The 15,105-nt window shown below is 63.6% G+C and carries 13 protein-coding genes; 6 read left to right on the top strand and 7 right to left on the bottom strand.

Annotation, left to right across the window (positions count from 1 at the left end):
* Nucleotides 1–178 precede the first annotated feature (178 nt).
* Both LQ955_RS12430 and LQ955_RS12425 read right to left on the bottom strand, forming a co-directional pair.
* On the bottom strand, nucleotides 179–667 hold the full coding sequence (locus tag LQ955_RS12430) for a hypothetical protein (protein ID WP_231024844.1): 489 nt from the start codon (nucleotides 665–667) through the stop codon (nucleotides 179–181).
* Between the two features lie 193 nt (nucleotides 668–860).
* The gene (locus LQ955_RS12425; protein ID WP_231024843.1) at nucleotides 861–1,052 is read right to left on the bottom strand and encodes a hypothetical protein; all 192 of its coding nucleotides are present in this window, start codon (nucleotides 1,050–1,052) and stop codon (nucleotides 861–863) included.
* Nucleotides 1,053–1,261: 209 nt separating this feature from the next.
* On the opposite strand from LQ955_RS12425, the gene LQ955_RS12420 reads away from it, so the two are divergent.
* Complete coding sequence (locus LQ955_RS12420) at nucleotides 1,262–1,783, top strand: hypothetical protein (protein ID WP_231024842.1); 522 nt, start codon at nucleotides 1,262–1,264, stop codon at nucleotides 1,781–1,783.
* A gap of 48 nt (nucleotides 1,784–1,831) precedes the next feature.
* Here the strand turns inward: LQ955_RS12420 and LQ955_RS12415 are convergent, their stop codons facing one another.
* From LQ955_RS12415 to LQ955_RS12405, 3 genes are all read right to left on the bottom strand, one after another.
* Complete coding sequence (locus tag LQ955_RS12415) at nucleotides 1,832–2,638, bottom strand: helix-turn-helix domain-containing protein (RefSeq protein WP_231024841.1); 807 nt, start codon at nucleotides 2,636–2,638, stop codon at nucleotides 1,832–1,834.
* Nucleotides 2,639–2,912: 274 nt separating this feature from the next.
* Nucleotides 2,913–3,920, bottom strand: a complete 1,008-nt coding sequence (locus tag LQ955_RS12410; RefSeq protein WP_231024840.1) for a MauE/DoxX family redox-associated membrane protein — start codon at nucleotides 3,918–3,920, stop codon at nucleotides 2,913–2,915.
* Nucleotides 3,921–4,014: 94 nt separating this feature from the next.
* Entirely contained in the window at nucleotides 4,015–4,578 is a 564-nt protein-coding gene (locus tag LQ955_RS12405; protein ID WP_231024839.1) for a hypothetical protein, read from the bottom strand.
* A gap of 325 nt (nucleotides 4,579–4,903) precedes the next feature.
* Here LQ955_RS12405 and LQ955_RS12400 point away from each other — a divergent pair, with 325 nt between their 5' ends.
* From LQ955_RS12400 to LQ955_RS12385, 4 genes are all read left to right on the top strand, one after another.
* Complete coding sequence (locus tag LQ955_RS12400; RefSeq protein WP_231024838.1) at nucleotides 4,904–7,159, top strand: glycosyltransferase family 2 protein; 2,256 nt, start codon at nucleotides 4,904–4,906, stop codon at nucleotides 7,157–7,159.
* Entirely contained in the window at nucleotides 7,156–8,802 is a 1,647-nt protein-coding gene (locus tag LQ955_RS12395) for a chitinase (RefSeq protein ID WP_231024837.1), read from the top strand. Before LQ955_RS12400 ends, LQ955_RS12395 begins: the two co-directional genes overlap by 4 nt.
* 184 nt (nucleotides 8,803–8,986) lie before the next feature.
* Entirely contained in the window at nucleotides 8,987–10,531 is a 1,545-nt protein-coding gene (locus tag LQ955_RS12390) for a sensor histidine kinase (RefSeq protein ID WP_231024836.1), read from the top strand.
* Between the two features lie 86 nt (nucleotides 10,532–10,617).
* Nucleotides 10,618–11,814, top strand: coding sequence for a GGDEF domain-containing protein (locus tag LQ955_RS12385; protein ID WP_231024835.1), 1,197 nt, complete (start codon nucleotides 10,618–10,620; stop codon nucleotides 11,812–11,814).
* Between the two features lie 6 nt (nucleotides 11,815–11,820).
* On the opposite strand, the gene LQ955_RS12380 is transcribed toward LQ955_RS12385, so the two are convergent.
* Both LQ955_RS12380 and LQ955_RS12375 read right to left on the bottom strand, forming a co-directional pair.
* Nucleotides 11,821–12,708 (bottom strand): response regulator transcription factor, encoded by an 888-nt coding sequence (locus LQ955_RS12380; protein WP_231024834.1) that lies wholly within the window; start codon nucleotides 12,706–12,708, stop codon nucleotides 11,821–11,823.
* Nucleotides 12,709–12,752: 44 nt separating this feature from the next.
* A complete protein-coding gene (locus LQ955_RS12375) occupies nucleotides 12,753–13,265 on the bottom strand; it encodes a hypothetical protein (RefSeq protein WP_231024833.1) in 513 nt (170 codons plus the stop codon).
* A 429-nt stretch (nucleotides 13,266–13,694) separates the two neighbouring features.
* Here LQ955_RS12375 and LQ955_RS12370 point away from each other — a divergent pair, with 429 nt between their 5' ends.
* Nucleotides 13,695–15,059, top strand: coding sequence for a hypothetical protein (locus LQ955_RS12370; RefSeq protein WP_231024832.1), 1,365 nt, complete (start codon nucleotides 13,695–13,697; stop codon nucleotides 15,057–15,059).
* Nucleotides 15,060–15,105: the final 46 nt, after the last annotated feature.

Below are 15,105 nucleotides of genomic sequence, written 5' to 3'. Positions count from 1 at the left end.
AGCGTCGATTGGCCGTGATAACGCGCTCCTTTTCGTCCGTTGCGACCCGAAACAATCGTAAGCGTCACTCGCCAACTTGATCTGAGAGCGGCCTAGGAATCTCGGATTCGCGATGTCACGGGTGACAGTCGGGCCGTAGTGAGCGATGAAGCCCTTATCGCGTGCGGCGACGCCCGAATTACCAAGGGGCGGCAGGGGATGCGGCTTTCATCGGATCGGAGTCGGCCTCGGAGAGGTATTTCTTACACAAAGACAGGAGTTGAATGCCGGCCGTCTTGAAGGCGAGGGTGTCTATGGTCTGATTCTGACCTGTTTCTTTGATCTCGAGCATCTGCCCGAGAGAAGATTCCTGCGTGGCGATGAAAGTTGCTGCCGCAGGTGAGGCACGAAGACCAAGTGCAACAAGTTCATCGTCCGCTGCTTTGACTTCAGTGTTGCTGATGGATGAGAGGTCGGGTCGCTGTTCGAAACGTCTGACGATGTCGATCGCCCGCACTTCAGGGCCTTCAAGAGTCGCTCCGTACAACGTCTCGCACGTGACCGAGTCGCTTGTGTTGGTGGTCGGCGGCGCCGTCTGCGGGCTGGCGGGCTGTGCACGGTCACCGGCGCAACTCGTGAGGAGCAACGCAGGCACCAGGATGAGTGGGGCAAGCTTTCGGAAATTCACTTGCGCAAACTTATGTGCTCCTATTCGGAGTCTGTAGCCCTCGTATTGGGGGATGCGCGATTACCCGCCTTGGTGAGCCGGCGACTTCGACTCCCAAGCTTGAGAGGTGCACGTAAACAAATCGTGCACGACCCAGGGCCGGGGCGCTCTTGTCACGGTGAATTGGCCGCGGTGGTTAGGCAACGATCCGCGGTTACCAGAAGTCGGCGTTACAAGCGATGACAGGGGTCGTTGTGCCGTCGCTGAGCACGCCGTAGGCGGTGCCGAGGATGATCGTGCCCGACGGAGCGCCCTGAGTGTCGGTGCCGGGAAGGGCGGCCCAGGTTGCGACGAGCTGGGAGATCGAGTTGCTCTGGTTCAGGGTGCCCGTGGAGGTGAACTTCACCAGCCACGGCGAACCGCTGCTGACGGCGGGCGACAGATCCTAAAAGGAGTGCCGCTCGGCGGGGTGCTGCCGGAGTAGGTGCCGCCCAACCGGGTCGCACGCATGCGGGTGGGCACCTATTTCGGTGGCTCCCGAGACGAGACCCCCGGGCGGGTGGCGCTCTGAGGGGGGTCTATTCGTATGTATGGAGGCTCGGACAATATGAAGGCATGAGCCTCGACGCACCCACGCCCGGCATTTCTCGACGATCTCTGGTGAAGGCGGCGGCGTGGACAGCACCCGTTGTTGCTCTCGCGGTAGCGGTTCCTGGCGCAGCTGCGTCGGACTCGAAGCCGGAGGGTGACCTCGGCATCCTGTACTTCGAGGCAAACAACACGTGGGGTCAGTTCATCCGCGGAGGTGGCGTGATCGTGGTGAACGGCAACTCATCGAATGAGACCGTGACGAGCATCCTCGTCACTCTCGACTTCGGCACGGGGTTCGCGGCGTCGGAGTACTTCGACAACACCGGCGATAGCCCGGCGTCGGGCTGGGTGCGTACGAAGGACTTCTCCGGCGGCACGGTGGAGTACACGTACGAAGGCGTACCTCTTATCCCGTACGCCAAGCCTGGCGGTATCGGTTTCGGGTTCACGGTGACCGGAACGATGCCCACGACCCTCAGCGTCACCGCGGTGAGTTCGCAGGCCAACTTCACGGCCGGGATTTACACCATTCCCGCTGCGGGTTAGGTGCCATAACGGGCCGGGCTTGGCCGACCGGGCCAGGTGGGTGGGTGTCTAGGCCGAGACGCGCAGCTGAGTCGGCGTGCAGCCGTGCACGGCGGCGATAGCGCGACGGAGGTCGGCACGGCCGCCGAAGCCGGCGTATTGGGCGATCTGGCCGAGGTCGAGGTGACGGTAGGCCGGGTCGGAGAGTAGGCCCACGGCGGTGTCGACGCGGTGCTGGCGGATCTCGTCGTTCACAGACGAGTCCTGGGCGGCGAAAGCACGTTGAAGCTGGCGCACCGAGATGTTCATGGTGCTGGCGACCTTGCCCGGGGTGAGGTCGGGGTCGGTCTTGTAGGCGGCGATGTACGCCATCGCCCGGGCGTACAGGCTCTGTTCGACTGACGAGGAGGCTGAGATCTTGCGCATTCCCTGGGTTTCGAGCAGGAGGGAGAGTGTCATCTCGAGGATCAGTTTCTCGACGAGGTAGGCCGGCAGGCGATCGGTCGGTGCCCCGTCGTTGGTGAGACTGCGCACGAATTCGCGAACGGGGTTGCGAAGCGAGAGGTCTCGGCTTGCGATGATGGGCAGCCGGTAGGTGGGGTCGGCGCTTTCACCGAGAATGCGGTCGGGCACGAAGACCGAGACGGCCTGGCACGGGGTTGCGACGTAGAGCGAATAGGGCGTCCAGTTGTTCAGCCAGGCCATATCTGATCGGCCGACCAGGTCTTGGGTGCCGGGAGCACTTCTGACGATGATTCCGCCGTCGATCGGAAAGAGAAGGTGCAGATTGCGCCCGTACCGCTGGTCGACCGGCTTAGCGGGTGTCACGCCGGCCATGAGCGATGTTTTCGCGATGAAGACAGAGCCGAATTCCATTAGTGCATATGAATTTACTGTTGTGTTCATTTGGAGCCCCCACTTGCAGTGCTATGGAAATAAAGCGCTTGACCCCTCAACTCGCTTTCGATTAGTAAACCTAAACGGGGGTCAAATTGGGCCCTAGAGCGACAATCGTGTCGCGAATGTGACTATCGCTGTCGCGCAATTGACGGCCTCTCGCGGAGCCTGAGAATCGGCTTTGAGGGGTGTCTGCGATTCCAAAGAAATCGCATGATTCCCGTTTACTCTGATCGGATGAGCCTGGTTCGCGTCAGCGATTCAGTGCGTTAACGCCCATCCCTTGTTCGACGATGGCCGCAGTGACTGCGGCCATCATTCCGTCGATTTCGTCACTCCCGAGCGCCGGTCCGGCAGAGACGTTGCGGTCGGGGGTGAGGAGAAACGCGGCGGGTACGCCAGAAAGCTTGGTCACAGTGAGCAGCGCCCGATAGCCGTAATAGACCGGCACGGTGAGTCCGTCGACAAGCGGAGCCATGACGCTCGGCTTCTCAGACGTGAGAAGCGCTATGTCTACGGCACCGAGCAGTTGCTGCTGCCAGGCCGGGATGCTCGAGAGGATGTATCGGCACGGCGTGCATTCCGCAGAGACGAGGAACAGCAGGGTCGCTTTGTGTGATGCGACGTGCGCCAACGGAATGACGTCGCCCGTGCCGGTTGTCACCTCGACGTCGGGAATCGGCCACGGCGTGCTGTCGAAAGTCGTCGATGATTCGGGGGACGGCAGCGTGGTGTGGCGGGCAGCACGTGTCAGCAGCAGTGCCACGCAAGCCACGAGCACAAGCGACAACACTGCGAGATAAGCGATGAGCGAGGGGGCGTCGAGCGCTGCGATCGTCGGCACCACTCCCTCTCTGGCGAAGGTCAAGGTGATGACCGCGAAGACGAGCAGGATGCCGTTTCGTATGACCGTGGCGCGGCCGATCGGCTGAGCCGAAAGAGAGCCAAAACAGTTGCAGTACACCGCCTCAGGCCGACCAGCGCTTCTCGCTGCGAGCAGGAGAAAGACTGCGCTGACGGCTACTGCCACGGCGCTAACGGCTGTGAAGAGGGGCGAAGGTGCACAGATCAGCGCGATCGACAAGGCGAGCTCGGCGTAGGGGACGGCGGCGGCGATCGGTCTGTTTCGCAGAAATCGTGGCGCGCCCAGAGCGGTCAAGGCGGAGTGTGTCGCGTCGATGCTGCCGAGTTTGAGAGCCCCGCTTGCACCGAACACGAGTGCCAAGAGCGTTGTCGAGAGGGTCGATGCGATGAGAAGCACGTGCCGAGCTCTTTTCCTGCCAAAGGATGGTCGGGCTATGCCAGAGATGGCAGTCGCGAAGTCGACCGCCATCCCTGGCACGAGTGGAAAGGGATCAGGTGTGGGAGCAGAGGATGAGCGTCGCCGTAACCGATCCTGCTGCCTTTGCTCCGGTGCTGGTGTACCCCGTCGGAAGGGTCGCGGAGGCAGTGAGAGTGAACGCCACCGAGATCGAGAGGGTGGTGCGGAAGGCGATCGTTGCACCCGCGGCCACGGCGCTTGTCAGCACGATCTGCCGACTGGTGGCGCTGAGCACACTTACAGAAGCCGTGCCTCCGGTGACGCTGAAGACACCGATGTTGGCGATGCCGGATCCGAGGATGGTCACCGTTGTTCCAACGGGCAGCGCCACCGCACCTGCGGTCAGCGTGAAACCGGGGCCGAGAACGCCCAAGACGCCACACGTTCCGTCGAGCTGGAAGGCGCCAACGTTGACGTCGCCGCTCGCGGCCTGTGCGGGTGCGCCGACGGCGAGGGCGATGACGGGCAGCGACCACGCGGCGCCCTTGACGATGGTGCGGCGTTCGATGCCGGCGATGCGAGCCGGCGAGTGAGTGGCAGGCGCGGCGTTCTGGGCCGCGTTCGATGGCAGCTCGGGTGAGCCGTTGGCTTCGATCATGTTTCTCCCCATTCGCAGTGCCGGAGACGACGGTGGTGTCGAAGCCGGTACAGATCATGAAAACGGGGAGATGTTGCGTGAGCCGCGCTCGGGCGCGGATTCGTCGCTAAACGTTAGATGCTCGTCGCGTAACGTGACTCGGCGTCGGTCGAGCGGGCTGTGCGCTCCTTGGCGCCAGACACGGCGAAGCGAAAGGTTAGCGTTCTGCAAGTTTCTGCTCAGCTTTGCCCGAGCGGCAGCTCTCGACGGGGGTGATCCGCATAGCCTGTGAAAGCCGAAGCGTCCTGTGCTGATCGGCACGCCAACAACCTGTTTACGAGGATTCATGTCGAAGTCGACGAAGCAACCTTCTGTGCGCCGGAGGCAATGGGGCTCGGAGCGCAACCGCATTCCGCTGCCGACCGTGCACGAGCGACCCTCTGACGCCAAGATCGTCTGGGGCCGCATCGCTGTTGTGGTGACCGTGACCGCCTGGGTGCTCTACCTGATCACGACCGTCGCGCGGCTCATCTTCGAATACGGCAATCAAGACTTCAGGCTCTCACTCGAGGCCATTTTCTACTTGCTGGTCGTCACGTTCCTGACGTTCTCCGCCTTGATGTACTTGGTCGCCCGGCAGGGCGCACTTCGGCGCTTTCGAGACCACGTTCGCGTGCCACGCGCTGAACTCGACCGGCACTTCGCCACCGAGCATCCGCAGGGCATGACCGTGCTGGTGCCCTCCTACGCCGAAGAACCCTCTGTCGTAAGAAAGACTCTCTGGTCGGCCGCGCTGCAGGAGTACCCGTCGCTTCGCGTCGTGTTGCTGCTCGATGACTCTCCCGCGCCGGTCGACCCCTACGTGGCGTACCGACTCGAGAGCACGCGCCGCATAACGGGCGAGATCGAGGAGTCGCTGTTAGAGCCGAGCACCCGCTTCGCCGATGCGCTCGTTACGTTCGAGCGCGCCGTGGCGATGAACGGGCGTGTCAGTACGGAATCCGTCAGTGCGCTGGCGGGCGAGTATCGCGCGGCGGAGCAATGGCTGCGCGACATGGCCGACGCCGAAGCCCACGAAGATCACGTCGACACCTTCTTCATCGATCAAGTACTGAAGGGGCTGGCTGACGACCTCGAGCTCACCGCGAGCGCTCTCGAGGCAGCGGTGAACGATCGCGCCGAGCTGACGAGCGAGCGGATGCTCGAACTGCACCGGCGGCTCGTCTGGATCTTCAGCGTCGAAACCGAAACGTTCGAGCGCAAGAAGTTCGCATCGCTCTCGCACGAGGCGAACAAGGCGATGAACCTGAACGCCTACATCGGCCTAATGGGAGGCCGCTTTCGTGAAGAGCGCACGCCCGATGGAATGATCTTGCGACCCGTGGCGGCAGCCAACGAGGCCGACAGGGTGATTCCCAACGCGCAGTACCTGCTGACACTCGATGCTGACTCACTGTTATTGCGCGATTATTGTCTGCGACTGGTGTATCTGCTCGAACAACCCGACAACGAGCGGGTCGCGGTCACCCAGACGCCGTACTCGTCGTTCCGTGGCGCGCCCACGCGCATAGAGCGCCTGGCGGGGGCTACCACCGATCTGCAGCACATTCTGCACCAGGGGCTCACCGAATACAACGCGACCTTCTGGGTGGGTGCCAATGCGGTCATCCGAATGGAGGCGCTCGACGACATTCTCGAAATCGAGACGGTCGGCGGGTTCGAGATCAGCCGTTATGTGCAAGACCGAACCGTGATCGAAGACACCGAGTCGAGCATCGACCTGGGCGAGCATGGTTGGACTCTGGTGAATTATCCCGAGCGGCTGAGCTACAGCGCGACACCGCCCGACTTCGGTTCGCTCATCGTGCAGCGCAGACGGTGGGCGAATGGCGGGCTGCTGATTCTGTCGAAGTTCATGCGTCAGATGAAGGCGCGCAGAAGGGCGGGTGACCCGATTCGAATGACCGAGGCCATGCTGCGTATCAACTACATGGCCTCGATTGCCTGGGCGAGCTTCGGGCTGGTGTTCTTGCTCGCCTATCCGTACGACAGCCGGTTGTTGAGTCCGCTGGTGCTCGTAGCAGCGTTGCCCTACTTCATTGCTCAGGCGAGCGACTTGAAAGCGTGCGGCTACAAGCGAAGCGACATCTTTCGCATCTACGGGTTCAATCTGATCTTGCTGCCGGTGAATCTTGCCGGCGTCATCAAATCGATCGAGCAGTCGCTGACGGGCAAGAAGATTCCGTTCGCGAGAACGCCGAAGGTGAGCAATCGAACTGCCTCGCAACTGCTCTACGTGATCGCGCCGTACGGCATCGTCGCCTTCTCCGTTCTCACGGTCTGGCGCAACGTGATCGATCAGAACTGGGGCAACGCGGCTTTCGCCGCCTTCAACGCGATCTGTGCGTCGTGGGCGATTCTCGACAACATCGGCATTGTGAATTCGCTCGCCGACGTCTGGCTGGGTCTCACCGACTGGATGTGGATCGATCGTGTGCCCACGCCTCGGGCGATCGCTGTGACTCCGACCGCTGATTTCGATTGGGAGAAAGCGCTGTACCACGGTCACGCTCCCGCCGGTACAGAAAGCCGAGCCTCATGAGTACAACACCGTCGCTACCAGATGCTCCTCCCGAGCCGGCGAACCCTCGAGCAGGCAAGCGTCTGTCGTTCGGGCGCGTGCTGCTCGCCGTCACGGTCGTGGTCGTGATAGCGGCCGGCGCCGTTTTCGGTTTTCACTTCTTCGTGGTCGACCAGGCGAGGGCGAGCAGTCAGGCTCCCTTCTTCGCCGGCTACGTCGACACGACGCTCACGCCGCAATACGCCTTCGAAGACCCGGCGAATGCCAGCCAGAAGAATGTAGTGCTGTCGTTCGTCGTCGCCGGTGCGGCGACCGAGTGCACGCCGAGCTGGGGTGGGGCCTATACGCTGGATGCCGCGTCACAATCAATCGACCTCGACCGGCGTATCGCGCGCCTGCGACAGGTCGGTGGCGACCCGATCGTGTCGTTCGGCGGGGCGATCAACACCGATCTGGCGACAGCCTGCACCAGCGTAGGCGACCTCAGCGCTGCGTACCAGACCGTTGTCGACCGCTACCAGCTTTCGACGATCGACCTCGACGTGGAGGGCGTCGGCTTGACGGATGCGGCTGTCGGTGAGCGACGAGCCGAAGCGATTGCCGCGCTTCAGGCGGAGCGCCGCAAGGCAGGCAAAGACCTCGCCGTCTGGCTGACGCTTCCGGTCATGCCGACCGGTCTCACGGCCGACGGAACCCGTCAGATCGCTCAATTCCTCGCCGCGGGGGTGGATCTCACCGGGGTGAACATCATGACCATGGACTACGGCATCGATCTGAAGGGCGAATCGATGGGTCAGGCAGCGATAGATGCGCTCAATGCGACTCACGATCAGCTCGCCACGGCGTACAACGCTTCGGGAACGCAGCAGACCGACGCGACGCTCTGGGCGAAGCTCGGCGCAACACCGATGATCGGCCAGAACGATGTCGCCGGCGAAGTCTTTTCGCTCGATGACGCGAGCCAGCTCAATGCCTTCGCCCAGCAGAAGCAGCTCGGCCGGCTCTCTGAGTGGTCACTGAATCGCGACCAATCGTGCAGCCCCAACTACATCGACGTCACGACAGTGTCGAATCTCTGCAGCGGCGTCGATCAAGGCGATAAGACGTTCGCCGAGGTGTTGGCTGGGGGCTTCGACGCATCGTCCGACGGCGATTCCGTGGTTACGGCCACGCCGACCGTAGCGCCCTCCTCAGCGGCGCCCGCGGCCCCGGGCCGCGCTAGTGGGCCTGCCGCAGACGACCCCGCGACGAGCCCCTACCCGATCTGGTCGGCAACCGCCACGTATCTGGCGGGCGCCAAGATCGTCTGGCACGGCAATGTGTACGAGGCCAAGTGGTGGACGCAGGGTGATACTCCGGATGATCCGGTGAAAGCCACGACAGATACTCCCTGGTCGCTGGTCGGCCCGGTTCTGCCCGGTGAAACGCCGTACGTTGTGCCGACCCTGCCACCGGGAACGTATCCGAACTGGTCTGGCACCACTGTCTACACGGCGGGCGATCGTGTTCTGCTCGACGGCGTGCCCTATCAGGCCAAGTGGTGGACGCAAGGTGACAGCCCGGCGGCGACAACGGCGAAAGATCCCGACGGGTCGCCCTGGCTCCCCTTGACCGCCGCGCAGGTCGCCCAGATCGCTGCGGGAACGGCCACAGGCCAGCCCTGAGTGTCGCCGGCTTACGCGGAGTCGCCCCCCGGACTGGGGAAAGACTGAGAAGGCCTCGGCACCCTAAGATTCAGGGGTGGTCGAGGGGTCGAGAGCGATGCGGGAACGGCGCGAGCGCGCTGTGTTCCAGTCGCAACTCCCCTTCGCCGCTACAGCACTTCTCTTGATTTGCGCCGAATTCATCATGCAGAGCGGCGCAGTCGTCAATCCATTCTTCTTCAGTGGAGGCGTCGCCGTCTTCGTCATCACCGCATTAGCCGCTGTTCTGCCCTGGGGGGAGATCACGCCGGGCTGGATCGTGGTCGTGCCCATCGCAGACATGCTGGCGGCGGCATCCATAGTGCTGGGCGCGACCGCGCAACCCGCATCCATCAATCTCGCCGCGTCTATTCTCTTCGTCTTTCCCCTCATCTGGCTCTCGACCGAGTTCGGCGTCAGAGGTGCGATTTTCGGGTCGGTCGGGTCTGCTGCGTTGATCTGGGGTTGCGCCTTCGTCGGCGGGTCGGTCAGCGTGATGGCGAATGCCCCCGCCCTCATCGTTGTGCCCGTCACCCTCGCGTTCATTGCTGCGGTGAGCTTCGTTCGCGCCAAGAGCTCCGCCGCCCAGCTGGCCCTGCTTCGACAGCAGGCTAGTCTGCTCGAAGCTGCACATCGTCGTGCCCGGCGGCAGGAACAAACGCTCGATGCGGTCTTGAACTCGGTCGAGTTCGGTGTGGTGGCCTTCGACAAGCACGGCCGCGAGACCCTGGTGAACCGCACGTCGCAGAGGCTCGTTGCCGAATTCGGTGCCTCCGCGACGAGCCCGGAGCCGAGCACGCTCTATTACGCGGATCGAGTCACCCCGATGCCCGACGAGCTGCGACCGTACCGGCAGGCTGCGCTCGGAAACGTCTACAACGACTTCATCGTCTGGGTGGGTGAACCGGGTGAGCGTCGCAGGGCGCTCTCGATCTCTGCACAGCAGATCGTCGGTGCCGACGGCGAGCACGACGGCGGAGTCATGGTGACTCGCGACGTCACCAGCGAAATCACGGCCATTCGGGCCCGTGACGACCTGGTCGCCACCGTCTCACACGAATTGCGTTCACCCCTGACCTCGATTCTCGGCTACCTCGACCTGGCTCTCGAAGACCCGTCGCTCAGCCCTGTCACGTCGTCGTACCTGGAGATCGCCTCGTCGAACGCCGACCGGCTGCTCGCACTGATCGCTGATCTTCGGATCACGGCCCCCGACTCCGATCACTTGCTCGCAATGAAGTTCGAGGAGTGCGATGTGAACCAGATCGTCACTGACTCGATTCAGGCTCGGCATCCTCTCGCCGAGGAGCACGGAATCACCGTGACGGGCGAGACTCTCGCCCCGGCGAGCATCGTTGCGGATGGATTCCGGCTCCGGCAAGTCATCGACAACCTGCTCACCAACGCGATCAAATACAACAAGCCCGGTGGGTCGGTGCACGTCGAGGTGCAGGCTACCGATACCTCTGTCACCATTACGGTCAGTGACACCGGCATCGGGCTCAATGCGCTCGACCAGGCGAAGATCTTCGACCGATACTTCCGGGCAGAGGCGGTGCAGCAGTCGGGGATCCAAGGCTCGGGCCTCGGAATGAGCATCAGCCGGAATATTGTGCGAGAGCACGGTGGGGAACTCGAGGTGAGCAGTATCCCCGGAGTCGGTTCGCAGTTCGTGGTGCGCTTACCCGTCAAACAGCTAGAGTTGGCCTGAATCGACCTGGCGGGCGGGCACCCGGCGAGCGGGGACCTCGCGACGGGCCGCGGCCGCAGGCAGATTGACCGAAAGGCGCAGAAGAGGTGAGGCTCGACCTTCAGACCCTTCTGGTTTTCGACGGAATCGTCGTCGTGCTGTGCGGCTTCTCTTTTGTGCTCAATACGGCGACCCGGCGCAACGACTTGGCCGGTCGGTTGTGGAGCGTGTCGTTCATCGGCGCGATACTCTCTGTCATCTGTTTCGGCATCTGGGGCGGAACCAGCGATGCGAGCTGGATTCTCGTCATCGGCAATGCGGCTTACTCGCTCGTCAGCGGAATGATCTGGTCAGGGTGCCGAGCGTTCAATGGTCGTCGACCGTACATCGTGGTCGTGGCGCTCGCGGCGGCCGCGGTCACTGTCGCGAGCCTCGTCACTGCCCAGAGTCAGGGTGCGTGGCAGGGCTCGCTCGTGCTCTTTCCCGTCATCGCCGTCTTTTCGGGTCTGGCCGGTTTCGAGGCGCTGCGCGGGCGACTGTTGCGCAACGTGAACGCGCGCGTTCTCGCTGGAGCGCTCTGGGTCGTCGCGATCTACTACGGGCTCAGAACCGTCGCTTTTGCCATTGGCGGCCCGCAGGGTGAGCTCTTCGTGACGTACTTCGGGCCGGAGATCTCGACGATTCTCCTCACGGCGTTCGTGCTGCTCGGAACCATCTCGCTCTCGATCTTGCAGGTGGAACGCGCGGGAGCCTCCGCGCTCGGTGATCTGACGGTCGGAACCCTTTCGGTGGTGGGCCTGCTCTCGGCTTCGGCCTTCGCGCAGCAGTGGCAGGACTGGCTCGAGCGAGCGGCAGCACGGTCGGAGCGACTGGCGATGATCGCAATCGATATCGATAGCCTGCCCGAAATCAATACCGCTCTCGGTCGAAATTTCGGAGACGGTGTCATTCTCCAGGTGGCGAAAATCGTTCGAGCGCTTGCACCCACAGGTGCTCTGCTCGGGCATCCGGGAGCCGGCCGGTTCGTGATCGTCATGGTCGTGATCAACGACAATGAGGCGCCGAAACTCGCCCGGCGCATTCGAGACGCGCTGGTCGACCATCCGATCGACGAATCGCAGAGCCTGCGGGCGACAGCGAGCTTCGGTGTCGTGAGCACCGACGTCTTCGGCTACGACATGACCGTGTTGGCGGCGGCGCTCGATGAGGTGACGCAGCTGACCCGAGCGGCGGGCGGCAATCACATCGAGGTCGGTCACTCAGACGAGCCCGAAGGTTCGACTCCAGCTCGGCCGCCTTCGTAGCGGTCGTCAGGAGGCGTCGTGCGCTGCGGCCATTCGGTAGCCGATTCCGCGAACCGTCTCGATGAAGCGCGGGTCGCGCAGGTCATCACCCAGCTTGCGCCGGAGGTTCACGATATGCACCTCGATCGCCCGCTTGTCGCTTTCGCTCACGTACGTCGAGGGCGATTCGGATTCTCCGCGCAAGAGCAGCGCGAGGTCTGTCTTGCTGCGAACGCGACGGCCGCTGTTCACGAGAGCGACCAGCAGACTGAACTCGCTTCGCGTGAGTTCGAGCGGAATGCCGTCTTTCTCGGCCAGACGCATCTCTTCATTGATGAACAGCCCGTTGTAGCCGACCCACCCATCTTCGCGGGGATAGGTCGAACGGCCCGAGGCGCCGGTTGCAGGTTCGCCGGTGCCGGTGCCTGTCGCGGTGCCGGTGCTGGTGCCTGTGCCTGTGCCTGTCGCGTTGCCGGTCGCGTCGGGTGAGGCCACGGTTGCGCGCTGCTCGGCCAGGCTCACCATGGCGCGTGGCCGGCGCTGCATGGCCGCTATGCGTGCGCGCAACTCGCGTGGGCGAAAGGGTTTGATGAGGTAGTCGTCGGCGCCGGCCTCCAGGCCCTGGAGGGTATCGATCTCGTCGTCGCGAGCTGTGAGCATGATCAAGTAGGTGTCACTGAAACTGCGGATGCGCCGAGCCGTCTCGAACCCGTCGATGCCCGGCATGTTGACATCGAGCGTGGTGATGACGGGCGAATACTCACGCACAGCATTGATGCCGTCGAGACCGTTGGTGGTCACGACGGTGCGAAAGCCGGCGGCGGTGAGCACCGTGTCGATAAGCCCGCTGATGTCCGGACTGTCTTCGATGATGACTGCGATTTGGAACTGCCCCGACATGTCCATTGTCGTCATGCTACCAAGCAGGGCGGAACGTGGCGAGTGAGAAGGAATGCGCTTTACTTGTTAGTGGAGGGTGCGGGGCACATCGGGTCGGAGTAGTGCGAGTTGAAGCCGTCGACCTGCACCCAGGCCGGGCCGGTGGTGGAATAGCCGGCGAGGTTGATGGTCAGCTGGTTCGAGCCCGGGGTGAGAGGCCAGTTCTTGAAGTCGTAGTGAAAGTTCTTGCTGGTGCCGTCGAGAAAACGAACGTTGACATCGATGGTGTTCTGCGGAATGCGGTCATACGTGATGATGAGCAGGTGCTCTTCGACGAGGTACTGCCCGTTGTCGTTCTGGCCGTAGGGGCCCGATCCGTTCTTGCCGCCGCAGATGCAGGGAGTCCAGCCGTGCGGGGTCGAGGATGCCTGCGCGGGGGCGCCCACAGCTAGCGCTATGACGGGAACCGACCAGGCTGCACTCTTCACTAACGTGCGTCGACTGAACCCGGCGGGCGTGGTGTCAGCGGTGCCCGGAGTCTCGGTGGTGTCGCCGTTTGTGGGGAGTGAGGTGTCGCGAGAGCGCAGGGCCATGATGTGAGTCGCATTCGGGTCGGGAGTCGGCGCTCGCAAGCAGCGTCGGCTGCGGTCGCGAGCGTCGATGCTTGGGCTGAAAGACCTTCGAAAATGCCCTCGCTGCGTCAAAGGTCGTTGGTCTGATATCGACTGTAATTTGACCTCTGACCAGCAGAAAAGCCCTAAAGGGGGTGCCGCTCGAGCGGGTGCCGCCAGGGTGGGTGCCGCCCGCGCGAGTGCCGCTCAGGCGGGTGCCGCCAGGGTGGGTGGCGCCTGTTCGCGGGGCGCCGAGCGGGATGGCGGGTGGGAGCGAGAGGGCCACGTTGCCGCTCGCGGAACGGCCTAACCTGTGTGCCAATGCACACCGGTTGACGCGACAGAGTCGCAGGCGGTGTGGGGGCCAACTCGTGCTCGTCGCACTGGCGAGCCTTCTCGAAAGCTGCGACCTTGAGTGATGATGTGAGGCGTTTCGACTCGAAGACGCTGGTGATCTGTTTGCTGGCCGGCACCGTCGGCCTGCTCGGCGGGTGGATTCTCAGCGAACAGCTGAGTCACGCTTCGGAGCGGCCGGTTGCCTCTGTGGTTGCAAACGATGGATTGGGCGGCGGGGACATCGCGGCATCGGGCGGCGCCTCGCCGGGCGGTGGTTCTTCGGGGGATGGTTCATCGGGCGCTGCGCCGTTGACGGGGGCGCCGTCGACGGGTGCCCCAGCGACCGGTGCCTCGTCGCAACCGCAGATCGTCGAGATCGTGGTGCAGGCGTCGCCTGCTGGCGAGGCGTCGGTCGCGCCACTCGCACCGGCTTCGACTGATGTCTCGGCGCCGGCGGTCAGCTCTGCAAGTCGCGCGGCGCCGGCGGTGAGCTCTGCAAGTCGCGCAGCACCGGCGGCGAGCTCCGCAAGCTACGGAGTGCCCGTCGTTGTGACGCCTGTCGTCACCGCAGGATCGACGAACGAGACCTGGTATCAGGTGTACGCAACAGACGGCTCCATCGTGTCGATCGGCCAGAACGGTTCGCTGGTGGCCAATACCGGGTCGGCCACGGGAGGCGGAATCGTCGCCCTGTCATCGTCGGGATCGAGCATCCGGTCGGGGTCGACAACCGCGCCTGGGTCGAGCGCTGTGTCTGGGGCTAGCGCAGTGTCTGGGTCGAGCGCGGTGTCGGGGGCGAGCACGCAGCAGCCGGTGGTCGCGGGAGGAGACGCGTCGCTGCAGTCCGGTGCGTCGTCGGTCGGGTCTGGGCTCTCGGGTGTTCCGGGTGGGTCGTCGATCAACGGATACGAGGACCACTCGCTGCACGTCGTGGGTGATAACCAGCTCGTCACCTATGACGACTCGAACGTGTTCATCGATCACAACGGGCCTGTGAACGCCAATACGGGAGATACCGATACCAGCGGCCTCAACGCGGTCGACGTGACCGATTCGGTGATCACCTCCGGCGACTCGGGTGATTCGGTCGATTCGGGCGATCCCGGCGACTCGGGTGACGCTTCGAGTGCAGAGACCTCGGCGTCGGGGTCTGAGGGTATGGCTGCGCAGCCGAGCATTGCCTCCGGCGCGGCGACCGGCGGGGGCCTGACCATCGGCGGCGACGGCTACGATGACGTCTCTGTCACGTCGCAGGGAAACAACAATGTTGTGACCGAAGACGACTCCAACGTCGTGATCGGCGGCACCGGGTCGGTGAACGCTCAGGTCGGCGACAGTGACACGGGCGGAGTCGTCGCCATGGCGGTGAGCGGATCGACGCTGACGGCAGGCTGCAGCGGCACCTCGTGCGCGGTGCCTGGGTCGCCCGGCGCCCCGTAACGGCAGGCCTGATCAACGGGGTGCCGTGAACGGGGTGGCCGCGAAC

Source organism: Subtercola endophyticus (assembly GCF_021044565.1).
GTDB lineage: Bacteria > Actinomycetota > Actinomycetes > Actinomycetales > Microbacteriaceae > Subtercola > Subtercola endophyticus.
This window is presented reverse-complemented; position numbering and strand designations above follow the sequence as displayed.

What these genes read in the sequence shown, in the direction of transcription:
- LQ955_RS12375 (WP_231024833.1), bottom strand. Translation starts at nt 13,265, where the DNA reads ATGGCCCTGCGCTCTCGCGACACCTCACTCCCCACAAACGGCGACACC.
- LQ955_RS12400 (WP_231024838.1), top strand. Translation starts at nt 4,904, where the DNA reads ATGTCGAAGTCGACGAAGCAACCTTCTGTGCGCCGGAGGCAATGGGGC.
- LQ955_RS12395 (WP_231024837.1), top strand. Translation starts at nt 7,156, where the DNA reads ATGAGTACAACACCGTCGCTACCAGATGCTCCTCCCGAGCCGGCGAAC.
- LQ955_RS12420 (WP_231024842.1), top strand. Translation starts at nt 1,262, where the DNA reads ATGAGCCTCGACGCACCCACGCCCGGCATTTCTCGACGATCTCTGGTG.
- LQ955_RS12390 (WP_231024836.1), top strand. Translation starts at nt 8,987, where the DNA reads ATGCAGAGCGGCGCAGTCGTCAATCCATTCTTCTTCAGTGGAGGCGTC.
- LQ955_RS12380 (WP_231024834.1), bottom strand. Translation starts at nt 12,708, where the DNA reads ATGACGACAATGGACATGTCGGGGCAGTTCCAAATCGCAGTCATCATC.
- LQ955_RS12415 (WP_231024841.1), bottom strand. Translation starts at nt 2,638, where the DNA reads ATGGAATTCGGCTCTGTCTTCATCGCGAAAACATCGCTCATGGCCGGC.
- LQ955_RS12405 (WP_231024839.1), bottom strand. Translation starts at nt 4,578, where the DNA reads ATGATCGAAGCCAACGGCTCACCCGAGCTGCCATCGAACGCGGCCCAG.